General features: G+C 72.0%; 16 protein-coding genes and 1 pseudogene. 8 read left to right on the top strand and 9 right to left on the bottom strand.

What is annotated here, in order from left to right; translation table 11 throughout:
• Nucleotides 1-2: 2 nt before the first annotated feature.
• Entirely contained in the window at nt 3-1,226 is a 1,224-nt protein-coding gene (locus tag ACZ5TL_RS13365; RefSeq protein ID WP_468589671.1) for an acyl-CoA dehydrogenase family protein, read from the top strand.
• Nucleotides 1,227-1,330: 104 nt separating this feature from the next.
• Here ACZ5TL_RS13365 and ACZ5TL_RS13360 read toward each other — a convergent pair whose 3' ends face one another.
• The 3 genes from ACZ5TL_RS13360 to ACZ5TL_RS13350 are packed head-to-tail and all read right to left on the bottom strand — an operon-like array spanning nt 1,331 to nt 4,387.
• Nucleotides 1,331-1,924 (bottom strand): TetR/AcrR family transcriptional regulator, encoded by a 594-nt coding sequence (locus tag ACZ5TL_RS13360; RefSeq protein WP_468589669.1) that lies wholly within the window; start codon nt 1,922-1,924, stop codon nt 1,331-1,333.
• A gap of 28 nt (nt 1,925-1,952) precedes the next feature.
• Entirely contained in the window at nt 1,953-3,617 is a 1,665-nt protein-coding gene (locus ACZ5TL_RS13355) for a class I adenylate-forming enzyme family protein (RefSeq protein ID WP_468589668.1), read from the bottom strand.
• Nucleotides 3,614-4,387, bottom strand: a complete 774-nt coding sequence (locus ACZ5TL_RS13350) for an SDR family oxidoreductase (protein WP_468589666.1) — start codon at nt 4,385-4,387, stop codon at nt 3,614-3,616. The genes ACZ5TL_RS13355 and ACZ5TL_RS13350 overlap by 4 nt, the downstream gene beginning before the upstream one ends.
• A gap of 227 nt (nt 4,388-4,614) precedes the next feature.
• Between ACZ5TL_RS13350 and ACZ5TL_RS13345 the strand changes: the two genes are divergently transcribed.
• Complete coding sequence (locus tag ACZ5TL_RS13345; RefSeq protein ID WP_468589665.1) at nt 4,615-5,865, top strand: exo-beta-N-acetylmuramidase NamZ family protein; 1,251 nt, start codon at nt 4,615-4,617, stop codon at nt 5,863-5,865.
• A 300-nt stretch (nt 5,866-6,165) separates the two neighbouring features.
• Here the strand turns inward: ACZ5TL_RS13345 and ACZ5TL_RS13340 are convergent, their stop codons facing one another.
• On the bottom strand, nt 6,166-8,964 hold the full coding sequence (locus ACZ5TL_RS13340) for a penicillin acylase family protein (RefSeq protein WP_468589663.1): 2,799 nt from the start codon (nt 8,962-8,964) through the stop codon (nt 6,166-6,168).
• A gap of 261 nt (nt 8,965-9,225) precedes the next feature.
• Between ACZ5TL_RS13340 and ACZ5TL_RS13335 the strand changes: the two genes are divergently transcribed.
• On the top strand, nt 9,226-9,828 hold the full coding sequence (locus tag ACZ5TL_RS13335; RefSeq protein ID WP_468589662.1) for a hypothetical protein: 603 nt from the start codon (nt 9,226-9,228) through the stop codon (nt 9,826-9,828).
• Nucleotides 9,829-9,901: 73 nt separating this feature from the next.
• Nucleotides 9,902-10,618 carry a 3-keto-5-aminohexanoate cleavage protein gene (locus ACZ5TL_RS13330; protein ID WP_468589661.1) on the top strand — a complete coding sequence of 239 codons (717 nt, stop codon included), beginning with the start codon at nt 9,902-9,904 and terminating at the stop codon, nt 10,616-10,618.
• A gap of 168 nt (nt 10,619-10,786) precedes the next feature.
• Here ACZ5TL_RS13330 and soxR read toward each other — a convergent pair whose 3' ends face one another.
• On the bottom strand, nt 10,787-11,260 hold the full coding sequence (gene soxR, locus ACZ5TL_RS13325; protein WP_468589660.1) for a redox-sensitive transcriptional activator SoxR: 474 nt from the start codon (nt 11,258-11,260) through the stop codon (nt 10,787-10,789).
• A 109-nt stretch (nt 11,261-11,369) separates the two neighbouring features.
• On the opposite strand from soxR, the gene ACZ5TL_RS13320 reads away from it, so the two are divergent.
• Nucleotides 11,370-11,831 (top strand): MaoC family dehydratase, encoded by a 462-nt coding sequence (locus ACZ5TL_RS13320; RefSeq protein ID WP_468589658.1) that lies wholly within the window; start codon nt 11,370-11,372, stop codon nt 11,829-11,831.
• On the opposite strand, the gene ACZ5TL_RS13315 is transcribed toward ACZ5TL_RS13320, so the two are convergent.
• From ACZ5TL_RS13315 to ACZ5TL_RS13305, 3 genes are all read right to left on the bottom strand, one after another.
• Nucleotides 11,822-12,469: a TetR family transcriptional regulator gene (locus ACZ5TL_RS13315; RefSeq protein WP_468589657.1), complete on the bottom strand. Its 648-nt coding sequence runs from the start codon at nt 12,467-12,469 to the stop codon at nt 11,822-11,824. The two genes, ACZ5TL_RS13320 and ACZ5TL_RS13315, sit on opposite strands and share 10 nt — an antisense overlap.
• Nucleotides 12,470-12,577: 108 nt before the next feature.
• Nucleotides 12,578-12,829, bottom strand: coding sequence for a YiaA/YiaB family inner membrane protein (locus ACZ5TL_RS13310; protein ID WP_468589655.1), 252 nt, complete (start codon nt 12,827-12,829; stop codon nt 12,578-12,580).
• Between the two features lie 60 nt (nt 12,830-12,889).
• A complete protein-coding gene (locus ACZ5TL_RS13305; RefSeq protein ID WP_468590029.1) occupies nt 12,890-14,041 on the bottom strand; it encodes an acyl-CoA dehydrogenase family protein in 1,152 nt (383 codons plus the stop codon).
• Nucleotides 14,042-14,117: 76 nt separating this feature from the next.
• Between ACZ5TL_RS13305 and ACZ5TL_RS13300 the strand changes: the two genes are divergently transcribed.
• From ACZ5TL_RS13300 to ACZ5TL_RS13290, 3 genes and pseudogenes are all read left to right on the top strand, one after another.
• Entirely contained in the window at nt 14,118-14,759 is a 642-nt protein-coding gene (locus tag ACZ5TL_RS13300; protein ID WP_468589654.1) for a TetR/AcrR family transcriptional regulator, read from the top strand.
• A gap of 56 nt (nt 14,760-14,815) precedes the next feature.
• Nucleotides 14,816-15,528: pseudogene (locus ACZ5TL_RS13295) on the top strand (ArsR/SmtB family transcription factor).
• A gap of 75 nt (nt 15,529-15,603) precedes the next feature.
• Entirely contained in the window at nt 15,604-16,590 is a 987-nt protein-coding gene (locus ACZ5TL_RS13290) for a DMT family transporter (RefSeq protein ID WP_468589653.1), read from the top strand.
• A 7-nt stretch (nt 16,591-16,597) separates the two neighbouring features.
• Here ACZ5TL_RS13290 and ACZ5TL_RS13285 read toward each other — a convergent pair whose 3' ends face one another.
• Entirely contained in the window at nt 16,598-17,965 is a 1,368-nt protein-coding gene (locus ACZ5TL_RS13285; RefSeq protein WP_468589651.1) for an MFS transporter, read from the bottom strand.
• Nucleotides 17,966-18,187: the final 222 nt, after the last annotated feature.

Below are 18,187 nucleotides of genomic sequence, written 5' to 3'. Positions count from 1 at the left end.
GTATGGACTTCGCTTTCGACGCGCGCACCGAAGAGCTGCGCGCCAGACTCCTCGCCTTCATGGACGAGTACGTCTACCCCGCCGAGGCGGTCGCGGACGAGCAGCGCGCCCGGCTCGCCTCGCCGTGGGAGACGGTGCCCGTGGTGGAGGAACTGAAGGCCGAGGCCCGCAGGCAGGGCCTGTGGAACCTCTTCCTGCCGGACTCCGAGTACGGGGCCGGGCTCACCAACCTCCAGTACGCGCCGCTCGCCGAGATCATGGGCCGCTCGCCGCAGCTGGCGCCGACGGTGACGAACTGCGCGGCACCCGACACCGGCAACATGGAGGTGCTCACACAGTTCGGCGACGAGCAGCAGCGCAAGCAGTGGCTGGAGCCGCTGCTGGCCGGCGAGATCCGCTCGGCGTTCGCGATGACCGAGCCGGAGGTGGCCTCCTCGGACGCCACGAACATCACGACGCATATCGAGCGGGCCTCCGACGGCACGGACGAGTACGTCATCACCGGCCGCAAGTGGTACATCTCCGGGGCCATGCACCCCGACTGCAAGATCTTCATCGTGATGGGCAAGACCGACCCGGACGGCGAGGACATCCGCCGCCAGCAGTCGATGGTGCTGGTGCCGCGCGACACCCCGGGCGTCACCGTCAAGCGGGCCATGCGGGTGTTCGGGTACGAGGACCACTACCACGGCGGTCACGCCGAGGTGGTCTTCGACCACGCGCGCGTGCCGGTGGCGAACCTGATCGGTGAGGAGGGCGGGGGTTTCGCCATCGCGCAGGCGCGGCTCGGGCCCGGGCGGATCCACCACTGCATGCGGCTGATCGGCATGGCGGAGCGGGCGATCGAGCTGATGTGCCGGCGGGCCGTGTCGCGGACCGCGTTCGGGAAGGCACTGGCGCAGCAGGGCGTGGTGCACAACTGGATCGCGGACGCGCGGGTGACGGTGGAGCAGTTGCGTCTGCTGGTGCTGAAGACCGCGTGGCTGATGGACACGGTGGGCAACCGGGGGGCGCACACCGAGATCCAGTCCATCAAGATCGCGACGCCGCGGGCGGTGGTGGACATCCTCGACCGGGCGATCCAGCTGCACGGGGCGGGTGGGGTGAGCCAGGACTTCCCGCTGGCGGAGCTGTACGCCGCGGCGCGGACGCTGATGATCGCGGACGGGCCGGACGAGGTGCATCAGCGGTCGCTGGCCCGGCGGGAGCTGAAGCGGTACCTCTGACGCGGCGCGGGCGGTGGGGGTTCGTCGCCCCCGCCGCCCTGGCCCCCAACGGCCTGAACGGCCTCGGCCTCAAGACGCCGGACGGGCCGGGTGCCCGGAAGTCCTTACGGGCGCAGGGCGCGCAGCAGCAGGTCGGCCAGGTGGTCGGCGACCTGCTGGGGCGTGAGGGGGCCGTCGGGGCGGTACCACGTGGACAGGTGGTGGATCGAGCCGAAGTGGTAGTCGACGACCAGGTCCGCCGGAGTCGCCTGGGAGAAGACGCCCGACTGCTGGCCCTCCTCGATCAGCGCGCGGAAGCGTTCGTGGTAGCGCCGCCGCTCGGCACGCACCTGCTTGTTCTTCTCCGGGCTCAGATGGTGCATCGACCGCCAGAAGATCATCGCGTCGTCGAGGTTGTCGATCGTCGTCACCACGACGTCCGCCGCCGCGGCCCGCAACCGCTTCTCCACCGGCTCGTCGGCGCCCGCCACCGCGTCCAGCCGCTCCTGCTGGATGCGCAGCACCCGCGCGTACACCTCGTGCAGGAGGTCGTCCTTGGAGCCGAAGTAGTGGTACAGCGCCCCTTTGGTCACACCGGCCGCCTCGACGATCTCCTGCACCGAGGTGCGGTCGTAGCCCTGCTCGGCGAAGAGCCGGGTGGCGGCGGCCAGGAGCCGCTGCGGGACGGGAGTGCCGTCCGAGTCCGTGGTCCTGGGCACTGCCGCCACCTGCCTTTCCGTTCAGCTGTCAGTTGCCGCGCGTCCGGGAACGAAGCTCCCGACGGAGGATCTTCCCACTGGCCGTCTTCGGCAAGTCCGGCAGGATCTCCACCTGGCGCGGATATTTGTAGGCGGCCAGTCTCTCCTTGCAGTAGGCGGCGAGCGCATCCGGGTCCGTCGCAGCGTCCGGACGCAGGCTGACGTACGCCTTGACGGTCTCCCCGCGGTAGCCGTCGGGTACGCCGACGACCGCGGCCTCGCGTACCGCCGGGTGCGTGTAGAGCACGTCCTCGACCTCGCGCGGCCACACCTTGAAGCCGGACGCGTTGATCATGTCCTTCTTGCGGTCGACGACGTACAGCCAGCCCCGCTCGTCCATGAAGCCGATGTCGCCGGTGCGCAGTTCGGCGCCGGGGAAGGTCTCGGCGGTGGCGTCGGGGCGCCGCCAGTAGCCCGGCACGACCTGCGGGCCGCGGACGGCGATCTCGCCCTGCTCTCCGAAGGGCACCTCGTCGCCGCTGTCGTCGACGATCCGTACGACTGTGTCGGGGCCGGGCAGGCCCACGGCGAGGGTCCCGGAGACCGGGTCGACGGGCGCCTCCAAGCCGGGCGGCACGGATGCGCAGGGGGCGGTGCACTCGGTCAGCCCGTAGCCGTTGCGGAGGTACGGCCCGAAGCCCGCCCGGAACTTCTCCACCAGCGCGGGCGGCAGCGGGGCGCCGCCGGAGGAGATCACCCGAAAGGAGGAGAAGTGGTCGCGGGTGACGGACGGGTGGGCGGCCAGCGCCATGAAGGCCGTGGACGGGCCGACGGTGTAGTGCGGCCGGTGCTCGGCGAACGCGTCGAGCACCACGCCCGGCTCGAAGCGGTAGGCGAGCACGAGCGTGCCCCCGCTGTTCAGGCAGGCGCCGAACTGGCAGACCATGCCGGTGATGTGGAAGAGCGGCGCCAGCGCGAAGTACACGGGCCGCTCGGGCAGGCCGAGGCCCGTGCGCTGCCGCTCGGCGTTGTACATGATGTTGGCGTGCGTGTTGGTGGCGCCCTTGGGTGTGCCGCTGGTGCCCGAGGTGTAGCTGATCAGCGCGAGGTCGGAGGGGGCGGGGTCCCGGTCCCCGGGCGCCTTGTGCCCGGCCCGCGCCACGGCCTCCAGGTCGTCCGCGTCCGGGGCCTGCGGGAGCCGCTCGAAGGTCAGCACGCGCGCGTCGCCGCGCGTCTGGAAGTCCAGCTCGCATCCGGTGAGCACGACCCGCACGGGCGAGTCCGCCGCCGTCTCACGCAGGTACGACTCCCAGGCCCGGTCCGAGCAGATGAGCGCGGCGACCTCGGCGTCCCGCAGGACGTGGGCCACCTCGCCCGACTTGTACATCGGGTTGACGGGCACGACGACCGCGCCCGCCTTCCAGGCGCCGAGCACGGCGAGCACGAAGTGCGGGGAGTTCTGCAGCAGGACCGCGACCCGGTCGCCGCGCTCCAGTCCGCGCGCCACGAGGTGCCCGGCGACGGAGTCGCTGAGCTCGTCGACGTCCCGGTAGGTCAGGCGCCCGTCGAAGTAGGCCAGGAGGTCGCTGCCGGGCGTCTCGGCCACGGCCCGGCGCAGGGCGTGCACGAGGGAGCCGGCGGGGCTGATCGCGCCCTTCTGGGCGTCGCTCAGCAGGTCCAACCAGGGTTTGGCTGCGTAACGGGATTCGGTCACCGGTTCTTCTCCCACTGCTGCTGGATGCGGTTCATGCCGGTCAGCCATCGGTCGGGGTCACCGGCCCGGGCCTGATAGTAGGCGGCGGCCTCGGGATGCGGCAGGATCAGGAACCGGTCCTCCTCGATGCCCTTCACCAGGGCGTCCGCCACGGCCTCCGGCTCGATCGCGGTCGGCTGGAGCACCAGGTCGCCCGCGCTGCCGGTGGCGGCCAGCATGTCGGTGCGCACGCCCTGCGGGCAGATGGCGTGCACCTTCACACCCCGGTGCCGGTACGTCAGGGACAGCCACTCGGCGAAGGCGAGCGTCCCGTGCTTGGTGACGGCGTAGGGCGCCGCGCCGATCATCGTGAGCAGCCCGGCGGCGGACACGGTGGAGACGAAACGTCCCCTTCCTCGCTCCAGCCAGTCGGGCAGCAGCGCATGGGCGGCCCGGACGTGCGCCATGACGTTCACGTCCCAGGAGGCGGCCCAGGCCGTCTCGTCCAGTGGCCCGTCGGCGTTCCCGCCCTCGAAGGCGACACCGGCGTTCGCACAGTAGACGTCGACGTTCCCGTCGAGCGCGTCCCGGGCGGCCCCGACGATCGCCGAGGCGTCGCCGGCCAGGGCGGTCCCCCCGATCTCGTCGGCGACGAGCTCGGCCCGCCCGGCGTCCAGGTCGTTGACGACGACCCGGGCCCCTTCGGCGGCGAAGCGCCGGGCGAGCGCGGCCCCGATTCCGCTCCCGGCCCCCGTGACGACGACCCCGGACCCTTGAAAGGCACCCACCATCGGTCTCCTTAGACGCGGCTCTGCAACAGCGTCAGACTAACCGGTCGGTATGTACCAGGGAAGGGATGCTCCGGCGACGCCCCGGAAGGGGCGCGGGGCGGAACCCATGTGCGGCTCACCCGCGTGGGGGCGGCCGAGCCGCAACCGGCCCGCAGGCTCCCCAGGGCCGGAGGGAGCACATACCGTGCCCATGCCGACCGGTCCCGCTCCCTCAAGGAGGTCACCGCATGCGCCCCTCACGACGAGCCGTCCTCACCGCGGCCACGGCGGCAGCCGTGTCCGCCGCACCCGCCGCAGCCGTCACACCCGTCGCCGCGACCCAGCGTCACCGGGGACCGCGCACCGGCTTCGAACGCCTCGCCCGCGACGGCTACGCCCTGCTCGACGGCCGGAAGACCGGGATCGTCACCAACCCCACCGGCGTCACCCGGGACGTGCGCCACATCGTCGACGTCATGCACGCGGACGACCGCGTCGACCTCACCGCCGTCTTCGGCCCGGAGCACGGCTTCCGCGGCACCGCCCAGGCCGGCGGCTCCGAGGGCCGCTACGACGACCCGGCGACGGGCCTGCCCGTCTACGACACGTACCTCAAGAGCGGCCGCCCGCTCGCCGACATCTTCACCGCGTCCGGCGTGGACACGGTCGTCTTCGACATCCAGGACGTCGGCGCCCGCTTCTACACGTACATCTGGACGCTGTACGACTGCATGGAGGCCGCGCGGCTCGCGGAGAAGCGGTTCGTGGTGCTGGACCGGCCCAACCCGGTGACCGGACGGGCGGCCCTGGGTCCCGTCCTGCACAGGGAGTTCGCCTCGTTCGTCGGACGGCAGCCCATCTCCCAGGCGCACGGCATGACCGTCGCCGAGCTGGCGCGGCTGTTCAACGGGGAGTTCCTGACCGAGCCCGTGCCGCTGGAGACCGTCACGATGTCGGGCTGGAAGCGCTCGGCGTTCTACGACGCCTCCGGACTGCCCTGGGTGCCGCCGAGCCCCAACATGCCCACGCCGGACACCGCCCTGGTCTACGCGGGGACGTGTCTGTTCGAGGGCACGAACCTGTCGGAGGGGCGGGGCACGACCCGGCCGTTCGAACTGCTGGGCGCGGAGGGCATCGACCGGCGCTGGGCCGCCGAGGCGAACGGACTCGGCCTGCCGGGAGTGCGTTTCAGGGAGGCCTACTTCGCGCCGGTCTTCTCGAAGTTCCAGGGCAGGACGATCGGCGGTGTGCAGGTCCATGTGCACGACCGGGCCGCCTTCGATCCCGTACGCACGGGGATCGCCCTGCTGGTGACCGCCAAGCGGGTCTGGAGCGGTTTCGCCTGGCGCCCGGACAACTGGATCGACAAGCTCACCGGCAGCACGCGCGTACGCACGATGATCGACGCCGGCGCGGACACCGACGAGGTCGTCGCCGGGTGGCAGGACGAGCTGGCGGCCTTCCGCAGGATGCGGCGGAAGTACCTTCTCTACCGCTGACGGCGAACCGGAGATGATCACCGGGCCTCGGCGGCGGCCCGCGTGAGCACCGCGGTGCGCCGGACGCTTCGGGCTCCACGCCATGCAGCGGGTGCGGGCGGTGCCGGGCACGCGCGCATCCCCTCGCCGAGGCCCCGGAGGCGGGACCGCCCCCGCCCCGGGGTGCGTGAACGGCGCCGCGGCCACGTGGCCGGACGCGACGGCCCGCCGGCCGGCGCGCTCAGCGACGTCCCGCACGAGGAGCCGGCCCGGCTGGTGCCGGCGGCGGGCCGCATCCGCTGACCCGCCGCCCACCGCGCGTCACCGGTGCGAGGTGAACTCCACGACCTGCTGGTAGGTCGGCCGGTTCTGCCAGCTGATGGTGGTGTGCTTGATGCCGCCGAGGGTGCGGTGGCTGATCGAGTCGGCGCACCACTGGTCGCCCGCCGGGCACACGTCGTCGCCGGGGTAGACCTGAGCCGCGGTCTTGCCGGCCGCCTCCTTCAGGGTGGCGAGGAGGGCGTCGCGGCAGGCGCCGAGGCTGCCGTCGCCGCAGTACGTGCGGGCCAGGGGGCCCTTCACCTGCTCGCCGAGGACGGCCCGGATGTCCTTGTCGACGTAGCTCCACCAGCCGTACTGGAAGGAGCTTCCGGCGTGCGAGCCGGTCGGGCCGTGCGCGGCCGACGGGGACTCGTCGACGGGCAGGTTGGCGGTCATGGCCGTGTACAGCTCGCTGCCGAGGCCCGGTTGGAACTCGGCCTTGACCAGCAGCGGCCACCAGGCGTCCAGGATGCGGATCGCGTCGGCGTCGGCGTACTTCCTGGAGCCGGCCGTGGTCTCGGTGCGCTTGCCGCCGGCCGCCACCCAGGCCTGGAGTCTGCTCACGGCCGCCGCGGCGGCGGGATCCGTGACCGGCGCGCTGCCGACCACCTTCAGCAGCCGGGGCAGGACGTCCTCCGCCCGCAGGTCGGTGATCCCGGCGTCCGCCATGGCCCGCACCAGCGCGGCCCGGGTCACCCCGCCCCGCTGGACCAGCTTCCTGACCCGGTCCTCGAGGAGGTTGCCGCGGTGCACGGAGCCGTTGCCCCAGGGCGCGGTCGCGTAGTCCTCGGCCTGCTTGTTGTTCCAGGAGATGTAGTAGTCCTGGTCGATGGAGTGGGGGTGGGCGGAGGGCGGGGTGTAGTCGGCGGTGTTGGTCGCCGGGTCCCAGCCGCGCCACTCGTACGCCGGCCGCGCCCACGCCGGGAACTCGGCGTCGACGCCGGTGGCGCGCACCGGGTTGTCGCCGCTGTTGTAGTACGCGGTGTGCTCGGAGTCGGCGTAGAACCAGTTGAAGGTGTAGTTGATGTGCTGCACCGCCTTCTGGAAGTCCTCCGGGCCCTTGACGTAGCCGGGGTCGTTCAGCATCTGGAAGCCGATGATGGAGTCGGCCTCGTGCAGGAAGGACGAGCGCAGGGTGGTGTAGGCGACCTTCTTGCCGCCGACCGTCGCGCGGTGGTCGACGGGCCCGTACTTGGTGCGCCACACCCGCATCGTGTACGAACCGGCCGCGGTGCCGTCGGCGACGGTCGGCTTCCAGGCGTTCTTCTGCTCGACCTTCTCCATCGGCGTGCAGGTGCCGCGGTAGAGGTAGTGGTAGTCGTCCTGGCACAGTTCGACGGCGTACGTGTCGATGATGTCCTGGCCGGAGGTCGTGGCGCTCCACGCGTAGTCCTGGCCGCGGCCGAGTTCGACGTAGAAACTCAGGCCCGCGAAGGAGGCGCCGCGGGCGCTGATGCCCGGGCCCTGGAGTTCCTGGAGCAGCAGCAGCTGGGGGGCGAAGTAGCCGGTCTGCGGGCCGAACACGGCGACGGGGTGGCCGGATGCGGTGTGCTCGCCGCTGACCACGAGGGCGTTGGACATGCCGCGTTTGGCGGACGACAGGGCCGCCTCGGCCGCCTCGCGGGACGCGCCGGTGGCGCCGGCGGTGGCTGCGCTGCCGGTGCGGTCGTACACGAGGGGCTCCGGCTTCACCGAGCCGGCGTCGGGCAGGGCCGTCCCCTGCGGGGTGTCCGGCCTCGTGGCGTAGGGGAAGCTGCCGTCGTGCTGGGTGAGGACGGCCTCCGGGTCGTTGCGCATCCGGAAGGACTCCCAGACCTTGGTGCCCTCGGTGACGCCGTACTTCTCCTGGGCGGCCAGGAGCGAGATCGCGTTGTTCACCTCGCCGCCTCCACCGGAGCCGAAGAGCGCCCCGATGACCGAGGCCAGCGCGACCAGGTCGGTGATCTTGAAGGGCTCTATCCTCCCGGCGTTGGTGACCGAGTCCTTGTGCCCGGTGAGGACGTACTCGCCGGGGAAGTAGCGGCCCTTGTCGGAGGCGTCGATGTAGGCGTTGATGCCTTCGAGGTAGGCCCTGGCGTCGGCGAGGGCCTGCTCGCCGCGCTCGCCGTTGGTGGCGGCGACGTTGTCGATCTGTGCCTGGAGATCGGCCTCGGTGTAGGGAGCGTGCCGCCAGAACTGCTGCTCCAGGCCCTGGTTGGAGGGCGCGCCGCCCGCGAAGGACGTCAGCTGTCCGCGCCCGACGTGCCGGAAGACGTCCATCAGCCACAGCCGGTCCTGGGCGGCCGCGTAGCCGGCGCCGAACTCCGTGCCGTAGCGGGTGGTGCCGGTGATGTGCGGCACACCGGTCTTCTTGTCCCGGACGATCGTCACGTCGTCTCGCCCGGCGGGTCTGACGGTGGAGGCGACCTGATCGGCGGGCACCCCGAAGGACGCGTCGTTGAAGAAGGTGTTGATCTTGTCGTTGGTGAGGCCGGTGTAGCCCTTGGCGAGGCCGGCATAGGGCCCGAGCTGGTCGTCGGCGTGCTCGGGCTGGGTGCCGAAGGCCTGGTTGAGAAGGATCTGGGCGAGGGTGGCGTTGCCGTTCTGACCGGGCGGGAGGATGTCCGAACACTGGTTGCCGCAATGGTCGTTCGGGGCGGCCGCGACCCGCGCGGTCTCCGTCTCCGAGGCGGCGGCGGGGGCAAGCGGCGACAAGAGACCTGCGATCAGGGCGCATACCGAAGCGGTCTTCAGGAACCCGGGGATTCCGCGGGGAGTTCTCATTCTGCCGAGAAGGGTGCGTGGGTGACGCCGGCGCATGGGGGTTCCTCCCGTGGGGTGGGCGGGGCGTTACCGCCGGTATCCCCACGATTGAAGATGAACAAGCGTCACTTTCGGAAGTCAGCACAACAGGCACACGGACCGGGGGAGTCGACACGCGAGCCTCTTCGGAGGGCTTATGGAGGCCATTTGAAATCGGATGGAGCCGATTCGCTTGTCGATACGTCTATTCGACGACGTCCTTACGACGACGCCGAAGTGACCGGATTTCAGGTGCAGGTGTGACGGAGGTGCAGGACGATGGCCGGTTTCCGAAGTCTGGCGAGACAGGTCCGCGATCCGCGGTGCGATCTGGCCTTGCGACGGTATTCGCTGCGCAAGTGCCTTGAAAGGTTCGCCCCTTACGGGCACAGGGCGACCTGGGACCACCTGTGCTCCCGGGCAGGGTTCGGTCCCGAGGACCGCTCCCCCGATCCGGTGCGGCTCGTGGCCGCACTGGACGAACTGGAGGAGGCGCGGGCGGTCTGGCTGGCCTACGAGGTCGAGTTCGCCGAGCGCCGCAAGAAGGAGAAGCACGACGGGCTGCGCAGGCCGGGCAGCGTGGACGACTGGCACCGGCTGACCTGGGGCGGGTTCGGTGTGGCGTGGTGCGACGATCCGGCGGTCCACCCCCGTGAACCGCTGGCCGAGGTACTGCGCCGGCTGATCGCCGCGCTGGAGCGCGAACCGGGCTCGGAGTGCCCGGTGTGCGGCGGTGCGCAGCTCACCTGGAGGTACGGCCTGGACCACGAGCCCTCGGCGGGTCCCGTCTGCGTGGACTGCGGAATCCTGGTACCGCGTCCCGTACTCACCCCCGAGGCCCTGGCGGACGCCAGGCGGGCCAGGTTGCTGGTGTCGGCTTGACGGACGCGGGTGCGCGGGGGGCGCCGGGGATGCGGCACCCCCACTGTCGGTGGGGCCTGACACCATCGTCGGCATGGTGCAGGTGTGTCTGAACGGTCCGCGGACCGCCGCCGACGGTACGGCGGTGCCGCTGACGCCCGAATCCATGGCCGAGTCCGCCGCCGACGCCGTCGCGGCCGGGGCCACGGACATCCATGTCCATCCCAAGACGCCGTGCGGGCGGGACACGCTGTCGCCGCGGGTGCTCGCGGTGACGTTGTCGGCGATCCGGGCGCGGGTGCCGGTGCCGGTGGGTGTGACCACGGGGGCGTGGGCCGAGCCGGACCCTGCCGCCAGGCTGGAGCGGATACGGGGCTGGACCGTCCTGCCCGACCACGCCTCGGTCAACTGGCATGAGCCCGGGGCGGAGGAGGTCGCCGCCCTGCTCCTCGGTCTCGGGGTGGGTGTGGAGGCCGGCGTCTGGTCCGGGACGGACGGCACGGAGCGGTTCGCCGCCTCGCCGCTGGGGCCGAAGGTGCTGCGGGTCCTGGCCGAGGTGACGGACACCGACCCGTCGAGTGCGGTGGAATCCGCCCGGGCGTTGCTGTCCGGCCTTGGCGCCGCCCACGGTCGCCCTGTCCTGCTGCACGGGGAGGACGGGGGCGCGTGGCCGGTGCTGCGGCTCGCGGGGAGGCTGGGGTTGGCCACGCGGGTCGGGCTGGAGGATGTGCTGGTCCTGCCGGACGGGCACCGGGCTGGTTCCAACGCGGAGTTGGTCGCGGCGGCGCTGATCGAGCACGGGGGCGGATAGACGCCGGCCGCGCGGGGCGCCGGCCAGGTGCGCCAGCGCCCAGCAGTTGAAGACCCCATCGCGCCGCTCCGAGGACGGACACCCCCGGCGCGGCCCCGACCCATCACCCGGCGACAGGCGACACGCGGCAGACGCCGGCAGCGCACCGCCACCCCACCCGCGCAACCGCTACGCGTCGCCCCCACCCTCGCGTTCCACCATCAGGCGCGAACCAGCCAGCCGTTCACCGAACACGTCCCCCGGGTTGGACAGGACGCACGTGTCGAGGGACAGACACCCGCAGCCGATGCAGTCGGTGAGGTGGTCCCGGAGGCGGTTCAACTGCTTGATGCGCTCGTCCAGCTCCGAACGCCAGGCCTCCGACAGGTGCGCCCAGTCCTCCCGAGTCGGCGTGCGCTCCTCGGGAAGCTCCGCCAGCGCCTCGCGAATCGTCGCCAGCGGGATACCGACCCGCTGCGCGGCCCGGATGAACGCGACCCGGCGCAGCGTGTCACGCGTGTAGCGGCGCTGGTTGCCCGCCGTCCGACGACTGCTGATCAGGCCCTTGGACTCATAGAAGTGCAGGGCGGAAACGGCGGCTCCGCTGCGCGCCGCGAGCTGGCCGACCGTGAGCTCATGGATCTTCTCTGAAATCTGAGGCACCCCTCGAACCCTACCGAGTCCGTTGACACAGGTGCCGAGGCCGACCATGCTAAGCAGTCGCTTAGACCTAGCGCACGCAGTCTCCCCGTACACGAGAGGCCTGGACGACATGGCACAGCCGAGGATCTTCACGTCCGTCGACGACCTGAAGGCGGCGGTGGGCGAACAGCTGGGGTACACCGACTGGCTCGACGTCGACCAGAAGCGGATCGACCTCTTCGCCGAGGCCACCGGCGACCACCAGTGGATCCACGTCGACCCCGAGAAGGCCGCCGCGGGCCCCTTCGGCACCACCATCGCGCACGGCTATCTGACCCTGTCGCTGCTCCCTCTCTTCGGCCCCCGGCTGATCTCCGTCGAGGGCGTGAAGATGGGCGTCAACTACGGCACGAACAAGGTCCGCTTCCCCGCACCCGTCCCCGTCGGCTCCCGCCTGCGCGCCACCGCGACGATCACCTGCGTCGACGACGTGCCGGGCGGCGTCCAGGTGACCGTCGCCTTCACCGTGGAACGCGAGGGCGGCGACAAGCCCGTCTGCGTCGCCGAGTCCGTCTCGCGCTACTACTTCTGAGGCACGGCCCCCGGGCCCGCCACCCCGACCATCCGCAGCACGAGGTCGGCGTACAGCGCGCCGACCTCCTCCGGCGTCCGGGGCCCGTCTACGTTGAACCACCGGGCCACGTCGATGCACAGCGACAGCACCGCCAGCGTCGTCCCGTGCACGTCGATGACCTCGAACTCGCCCGACCGCACGCCCTCCTCGATGATCCCGCGTACCTCCGCGTCGACCTGGCGCCGCAGCGCGAGGATCTCGGCGCGGGCGTCGGGCCCGAGCGAGTCGAGTTCGTACTGCACGACCCGCGCGGTGGTCCGGCCGCCCGCGTGCCAGCGCACGAAGGAGCTGACCGCGTCGGCGAGCCGCTCGGCCGGGCTGCCCTCGCGACGGGACGCCGTCCGCAGGATCTCCACGGCCTTCTCGTGCCCGATCCTGCTGATGCGGTGCAGCAGCTCTTCCTTGGTCTTGTAGTGGATGTAGAGCGCGGCCGGGCTCATCCCGGCGCGACCCGCGATGTCACGGGTCGTCGTGGCGTGGTAGCCACGCTCGGCGAAGGCCTCCACCGCGGCGATCAGCAGCCGCCGCGCCGCGTCGGGCGTGACCTCGCCCCACGCCTGCGCCTCGCCGCCGGCCGTCTCCTCCGCCGTACTCATCACTCGCCCCTCTCCACTGACAGGGACAACACCATACCGCCGAAGGTGAGCGGTCGCTTAGTCCGGCCGGCAGGCGCGAGCGTCGGCGCGACCGCGCACTCCGGCCGGTCAGTGCTTCTCGAAGGGGCCGTACGAGGGCGCCGCCGCCCCCTCCTGCCGGTCCCGGATCACCTTGGCGAGGGTGAAGGAGGAGGTGACCAGGTACAGGACTGCGATGGCGAGGAAGCCCCGCACCCAGGCGTCGGCGCTCAGCTGGTAGATGCCGACCGCGGTGGCCGCCATGGCGACGGAGAAGGAGGCGACGGCCTGGCCGTAGAAGGCGGCCGTGTTCTGCTGCTTGCTGCCCGGTGTCTCACTCATGGGGCAAGTTTCCGGCGGACGCGGCCCGCGCCACATCCGCCGAAGTACTCAGGCGCGTACTCAGAACGCCGAGACCCCCGTCAGCGCCCGCCCGATGACCAGCTTCTGGATCTGGCTCGTGCCCTCGTAGAGGGTCATCACGCGGGCGTCCCGAAGCAGCTTGCCCGCCGGGTACTCGTCGATGTAGCCGTACCCGCCGAAGACCTGCAGGGCGTTGTTCGCGGCGCGGACGGCCGCCTCCGAGGCGAACAGCTTGGCCTTGGACGACTCGACGGCGAACGGCTGCCCCCGGTCGACCAGATCGGCGACCCGCCAGGTAAGCAGCCGGGCGGCGTCGACGTCCAGGGCGATGTCGCTGATCAGCTCCTGGATGAGCTGGTGGTGGGCGATGGTCCTGCCGAACTGCTCGCGCTCGCCCGCGTACCGCACCGCCGCGTCCAGCGCCGCCTGGGCTATCCCGACGCACCCGGCCGCAACGGACATCCGGCCCTTGGCGAGGGCGGACATCGCGACGGAGAACCCCTTGCCCTCCTCCCCGAGCATCGCGGAGGCCGGTACGCGCACGTCCTCCAGGGCGAGTTCGGCGGTGGCCTGGCCGCGCAGTCCGAGCTTGCCGTGGATGGCGCGGCGGGTCAGGCCGGGCGTGTCGGCCGGGACGAGGAAGGCGGAGACGCCCTTGTGGCCAGGGGCGTCCGTGGAGCGGGCGAATAGGAGGACGACATCGGCCCAGGTGCCGTTGGTGATGAACGTCTTGGTGCCGTTGATGACGTAGTCACCGCCGTCGCGTACGGCCCGGGTCGTGAGGTTGCCCGCGTCCGATCCGGTGCCGGGCTCGGTCAGGCCGAAGCAGCCGACCGACTCGCCGGACGTCAGCCCCGGCAGCCAGCGCCGCTTCTGCTCCTCGCTCCCCCAGGCGGCGACGGTCTTGGCGACGAGCCCCAGCGAGACGGAGACGATGCCGCGCACGGACGAGTCGCCCCGGCCGAGCTCCTCCGTGACCAGGCAGTACGCGAGGTGGTCACCGCCGGAGCCGCCGTACTCCTCGTCGATCGTCAGCCCCAGGAAGCCGACCTCCCCGAGTTTCTTGACGATCGCGCGGTCGACCTCCTCGGCGCGGTCCCACTCGACGACGTTCGGGGTGATCTCCCGCTCCACGAAGTCCCGCGCGAGCCGCCGTACCGCGCTCTGCTCCTCGCTGAGCTCCAGATTCACCACGAGTCACCCCATTTGAAAGCCGTACATTTAAATTAGCACTGCTAGTTTTGTGTCCACCCCTACTATGTGCGCCATGGCCCGACCGCGCAAGCCCCTGCTCAGCACTGACCGGATCGTCGAGACGGCCCGCGCGCTCGTGGACGCCGAGGGCCTCGCGGCCGTCTCCACGCGGCGGCTCGCCGCCGAACTGGGGGTCAGCGGGCCCTCGCTCTACAACCACTTCCGCACCAAGGACGAGATCCTGGAGGCGGTCGCCGACTCGGTGAGCGGCCAGGTGGACCTGTCCATGTTCCAGGACGGCCGGGACTGGCGGACCGCGCTGCACGACTGGGCCGTCTCCTACCGGGCCGCGCTGCGCGACCACCCGAACATCGTCCCGGTACTGGCCAGCGGCCCCGGCCGCCGCCCGGCGGGCCTGCGCCTCGCGGACGCCGTCTACGGCGCGATGGTCGACGCGGGCTGGCCGCCGGCACAGGCCACCTCCATCGGCGCGCTGATGCGGTACTTCGTGATGGGCTCCGCGCTCGGCTCCTTCGCCGGGGGCTTCGTGAACGACGCGAGCGCCTACGACCCGGCCGACTACCCCCACCTCCAGCAGGCCCACCTGCTCGCCGAGCAGCAGGAGAAGATCGACGAGCGTGCCTTCGAGACCGGGCTGACGGCCCTGCTGGACGGGCTGGCGCGGCAGTACGAGCAGGTGCGGCGGAGCGCGTAGCACCCGGCGGGGACACTTCGGCGACGGCCGAAGAGTCCGTGTTCCATGCTGAGGGCATGACGACGACGGACCCGCGGGCCACGGCCCTGGCACGGCTCGCCGCGCTGTTCGCGGACGAGACCCGCGCCGCGTGCCTGCTGGCGCTGCTCGACGGGCGGGCCTGGACCGCGAGCGAACTGGCGCGGCACGCGGGTGTCGCCGCGTCGACGCTGAGCGAGCACCTCGGCAGGCTCGTCGCGGGCGGGCTGCTCGCCGAGGAGCGGCAGGGCCGGCACCGGTAAACGTCCGGCTGGCCGGCACGCGGGTCGCGCAGCTGGTGGAGGACCTGGCCGCGCAGGTCTCCCCGGGTCCGGCCCCGCGGCCGCGGAACCTGCGGGAGTCGAGCGCCGGTTCGGCGATGGCCCGGGGCCGCACCTGCTACGACCATCTGGCCGGGCGGCTCGGCATCGCGGTCACGGACGCGCTGACCGCGCGCGGGCTGCTGCAGCAGGAGACCGGGTTCGCGCTCACCGACGCCGGGCTGGCGTGGTTCGAGTCGGCCGGCATCGGCCTCGACCGGCGTGGCCGGCGCCCCCTGGCCCGTGCCTGTCTCGACTGGACCGAACGCCGGCCCCATCTCGCGGGCGTCGCGGGCGCGGCCCTGTGCCGGCACGCCCTGGAGACGGGGTGGTGCGTACGCGTCGGCTCCGAGCGGGCCGTGAAGGTGACGGCGGCCGGTGAGCGGGACCTCTTCGCCCTCCTGGGCGTGGAGGCGACAGCACTGCGCTGACCCCGTCCGCGGGGCGGCGCGTCCCGTCCGACATCCGCGAGTGTCCGCAAGGCCTCCCCTCCCAGCCTCAGGAGCATGATGAACCACTCCTCGTCCCGTCCCGCCCGCCGGGGTGAGCTGCTGGCCGCCGGTGCGGCAGCGGTCACCGTCGTCCTGTGGGCGTCCGCCTTCGTCTCGATCCGCAGCGCGGGCGACGCGTACTCGCCGGGCGCGCTGGCGCTCGGGCGGCTGCTGGCGGGGGCGCTGACGCTGGGGGTGATCTGCCTGCTGCGGCGGGAGACCTGGCCGCCGCGCCCGGCCTGGCGCGGGATCGCGATATCCGGCCTGCTCTGGTTCGGCTTCTACATGATCGCCCTCAACTGGGGCGAGCAGCAGGTCGACGCGGGTACGGCCGCCCTGGTCGTGAACACCGGCCCGATCCTGATCGCGCTGCTCGGGGCCCGGCTGCTCGGTGACCCGATGCCGCCGCGGCTGCTGGCGGGAATGGCGGTGTCGTTCGCCGGCGCGGTGACCGTCGGATTGTCGATGTCCGGCGAGGGCGGCTCCTCGGTGCTGGGTGTGGTGCTGTGCCTGCTGGCGGCGGTCGCGTACGCCGGTGGTGTCGTGGCGCAGAAGCCGGCGCTCGGCACGGCGAGCCCGTTGCAAGTGACGACGTTCGGCTGCCTGGTCGGCGCGGTGGTGTGCCTGCCGTTCGCGGGGCAGCTCGTCCGGGAGGCCGCCGCCGCGCCGGCCTCAGCGACGCTCAACATGGTCTACCTGGGCGTCTTCCCGACCGCCCTGGCCTTCACCACGTGGGCGTACGCGCTGTCCCGGACGACCGCGAGCCGGATGGGCGCGACGACGTACGCGGCGCCCGCGCTGGTCGTCCTGATGTCCTGGCTGTTCCTCGGCGAGGTGCCAGGGGTTCTCACGCTGATCGGCGGTGTGCTGTGCCTGGCGGGCGTGGCGGTCTCCCGGTCCCGGGCGCGGCCGGCGGCCGGGACCGGGGCCATCACCGGGGCCGGGGATCCGGGAGCGGTTCCGGATCCCCGGCCCGGGCGGACGCCGGACTCGGCCCGCTGAGCCGGACTCAGCCCGCCGGTTCGGCGTCCGCCTCGGCCTCGGGCGTGGCCTCCGGCTCCGCCGAACGCGCCCGGTCCGCGAGCACCTTGATCGACACCAGGGCGATCACCGAGAGCGCGATGATGTAGCCGGACACCGCCATCGAGGTGCCTGTGGCCTCCAGCAGCAGCACCATGACGAAGGGGGCGAGCCCGCCGCCGGCGACGGCCGCGATCTGGTAGCCGAGGGAGGCGCCGGTGTAGCGCATCTCGGGCGTGAACAGCTCGGCGAACAGGGCGGCCTGGGGGCCGTACATGATACTCAGGAAGCAGCTGGCGACGAAGGTGCCGACCGCGAGCCACAGCAGCGAGCCGGTGTCGATCAGCAGGAACAGCGGTACGGCCCACAGGGCGATGCCGGCCGCGCCGAAGGCGTAGATCCGGATGCGGCCGACGCGGTCGGAGAGCGCGGCGGCGGCCGGGATCAGCACGAGCTGGGTGAGGCTGACGCAGAGCGAGACCATGAGCACCGGGCCCTTGGCCATGCCCAGCTCGCGGGTCGTGTAGTCCAGGACGCCGGTGATGAGGATATAGAAGGTCGCGGTGTTCACGGCGAAGGAGCCGCCGGCCAGGAGCACCGTGCCGAGGTGGCCGCGCAGGATGGTGCGCAGCGGCGAGCTCTGCTCGGACTTCTCCTTCTCGGCGAGCGCCCGTTCGGCCTCCCGGAACGCCGGGGTCTCTTCGACGCGGGTGTGGATGTACCAGGCGAGGCCGAGGACGAGCAGGCCGACCAGGAACGGCACGCGCCAGCCCCAGGCGGCGAACGCCGAGTCGGTGGTGAGCGCGCCGGCCGCCAGGAAGACGGTGTTGGCGGTGACCACGCCGATGGGGACGCCGAGCTGGACGACGCTGCCGTAGACGCCGCGCTTGCCCTCCGGGGCGTACTCGGTGGCCAGGAGCATCGCGCCGCCCCACTGGGCGCCGACGGCGACGCCCTGGGCGATCCTGAGCAGGACCAGCAGGATCGGGGCGGCGACGCCGATCGTGTCGTACGTCGGCAGCAGGCCGATGCCGGTGGTGGCCACGCCCATGAGAGTGAGGGCGAGCACCAGCATCGGCTTGCGGCCGCGCTTGTCGCCGAGGTGGCCGGCGACGATGCCGCCGATGGGGCGGGCGAGGAAGCCGACGGCGAAGGTGGCGAACGAGGCGAGGACGCCCGCGGTGGCGCTGCCGGCGGGGAAGTAGAGATCGCCGAGGACGAGGGCGGCGGCGATGCCGAAGACGAAGTAGTCGTACCACTCGACGGCCGAGGCGAGCGCCGCGGCGGTGGCCACCCGGCGGCGGTTGCCGACGGCTGGCGTGGTGGTGGCGGGCTGAGCGGAAGGTGCCGTGTCCATGCGGTGCACACGCTCCGGGGGTGCGGGGACTGAACCGGGGGGTGGCTCGGGTTCCGGGGAACATACTGACCGGACGGTATGGCCGTCAACGGGTCGTGCACGAGGACTTTTGCCTGTACGTGGCACTCAGTGCGGGTCCGGGCATGCCCGAGACCCCGGCCTCGCGGGGAGGCCGGGGTGCGGGAGGAGTGGGGCTGCGCCTGGGCTAACGCCGCGACAGGC

This window comes from Streptomyces sp. NPDC033136 (assembly GCF_055578235.1).
Note: the sequence above shows the minus strand (reverse complement) of the source record. Positions and strands in the feature narration are given on the sequence as shown.

Bases quoted from the DNA above. Each gene is read 5' to 3' on its own strand.
- ACZ5TL_RS13285 (WP_468589651.1), bottom strand. From the start codon at position 17,965: ATGGACACGGCACCTTCCGCTCAGCCCGCCACCACCACGCCAGCCGTC.
- ACZ5TL_RS13345 (WP_468589665.1), top strand. From the start codon at position 4,615: ATGCGCCCCTCACGACGAGCCGTCCTCACCGCGGCCACGGCGGCAGCC.
- ACZ5TL_RS13335 (WP_468589662.1), top strand. From the start codon at position 9,226: ATGGCCGGTTTCCGAAGTCTGGCGAGACAGGTCCGCGATCCGCGGTGC.
- ACZ5TL_RS13340 (WP_468589663.1), bottom strand. From the start codon at position 8,964: ATGCGCCGGCGTCACCCACGCACCCTTCTCGGCAGAATGAGAACTCCC.
- ACZ5TL_RS13315 (WP_468589657.1), bottom strand. From the start codon at position 12,469: ATGAGTACGGCGGAGGAGACGGCCGGCGGCGAGGCGCAGGCGTGGGGC.
- ACZ5TL_RS13300 (WP_468589654.1), top strand. From the start codon at position 14,118: ATGGCCCGACCGCGCAAGCCCCTGCTCAGCACTGACCGGATCGTCGAG.
- ACZ5TL_RS13330 (WP_468589661.1), top strand. From the start codon at position 9,902: ATGGTGCAGGTGTGTCTGAACGGTCCGCGGACCGCCGCCGACGGTACG.
- ACZ5TL_RS13350 (WP_468589666.1), bottom strand. From the start codon at position 4,387: ATGGTGGGTGCCTTTCAAGGGTCCGGGGTCGTCGTCACGGGGGCCGGG.
- ACZ5TL_RS13290 (WP_468589653.1), top strand. From the start codon at position 15,604: ATGATGAACCACTCCTCGTCCCGTCCCGCCCGCCGGGGTGAGCTGCTG.
- ACZ5TL_RS13310 (WP_468589655.1), bottom strand. From the start codon at position 12,829: ATGAGTGAGACACCGGGCAGCAAGCAGCAGAACACGGCCGCCTTCTAC.
- ACZ5TL_RS13365 (WP_468589671.1), top strand. From the start codon at position 3: ATGGACTTCGCTTTCGACGCGCGCACCGAAGAGCTGCGCGCCAGACTC.
- ACZ5TL_RS13320 (WP_468589658.1), top strand. From the start codon at position 11,370: ATGGCACAGCCGAGGATCTTCACGTCCGTCGACGACCTGAAGGCGGCG.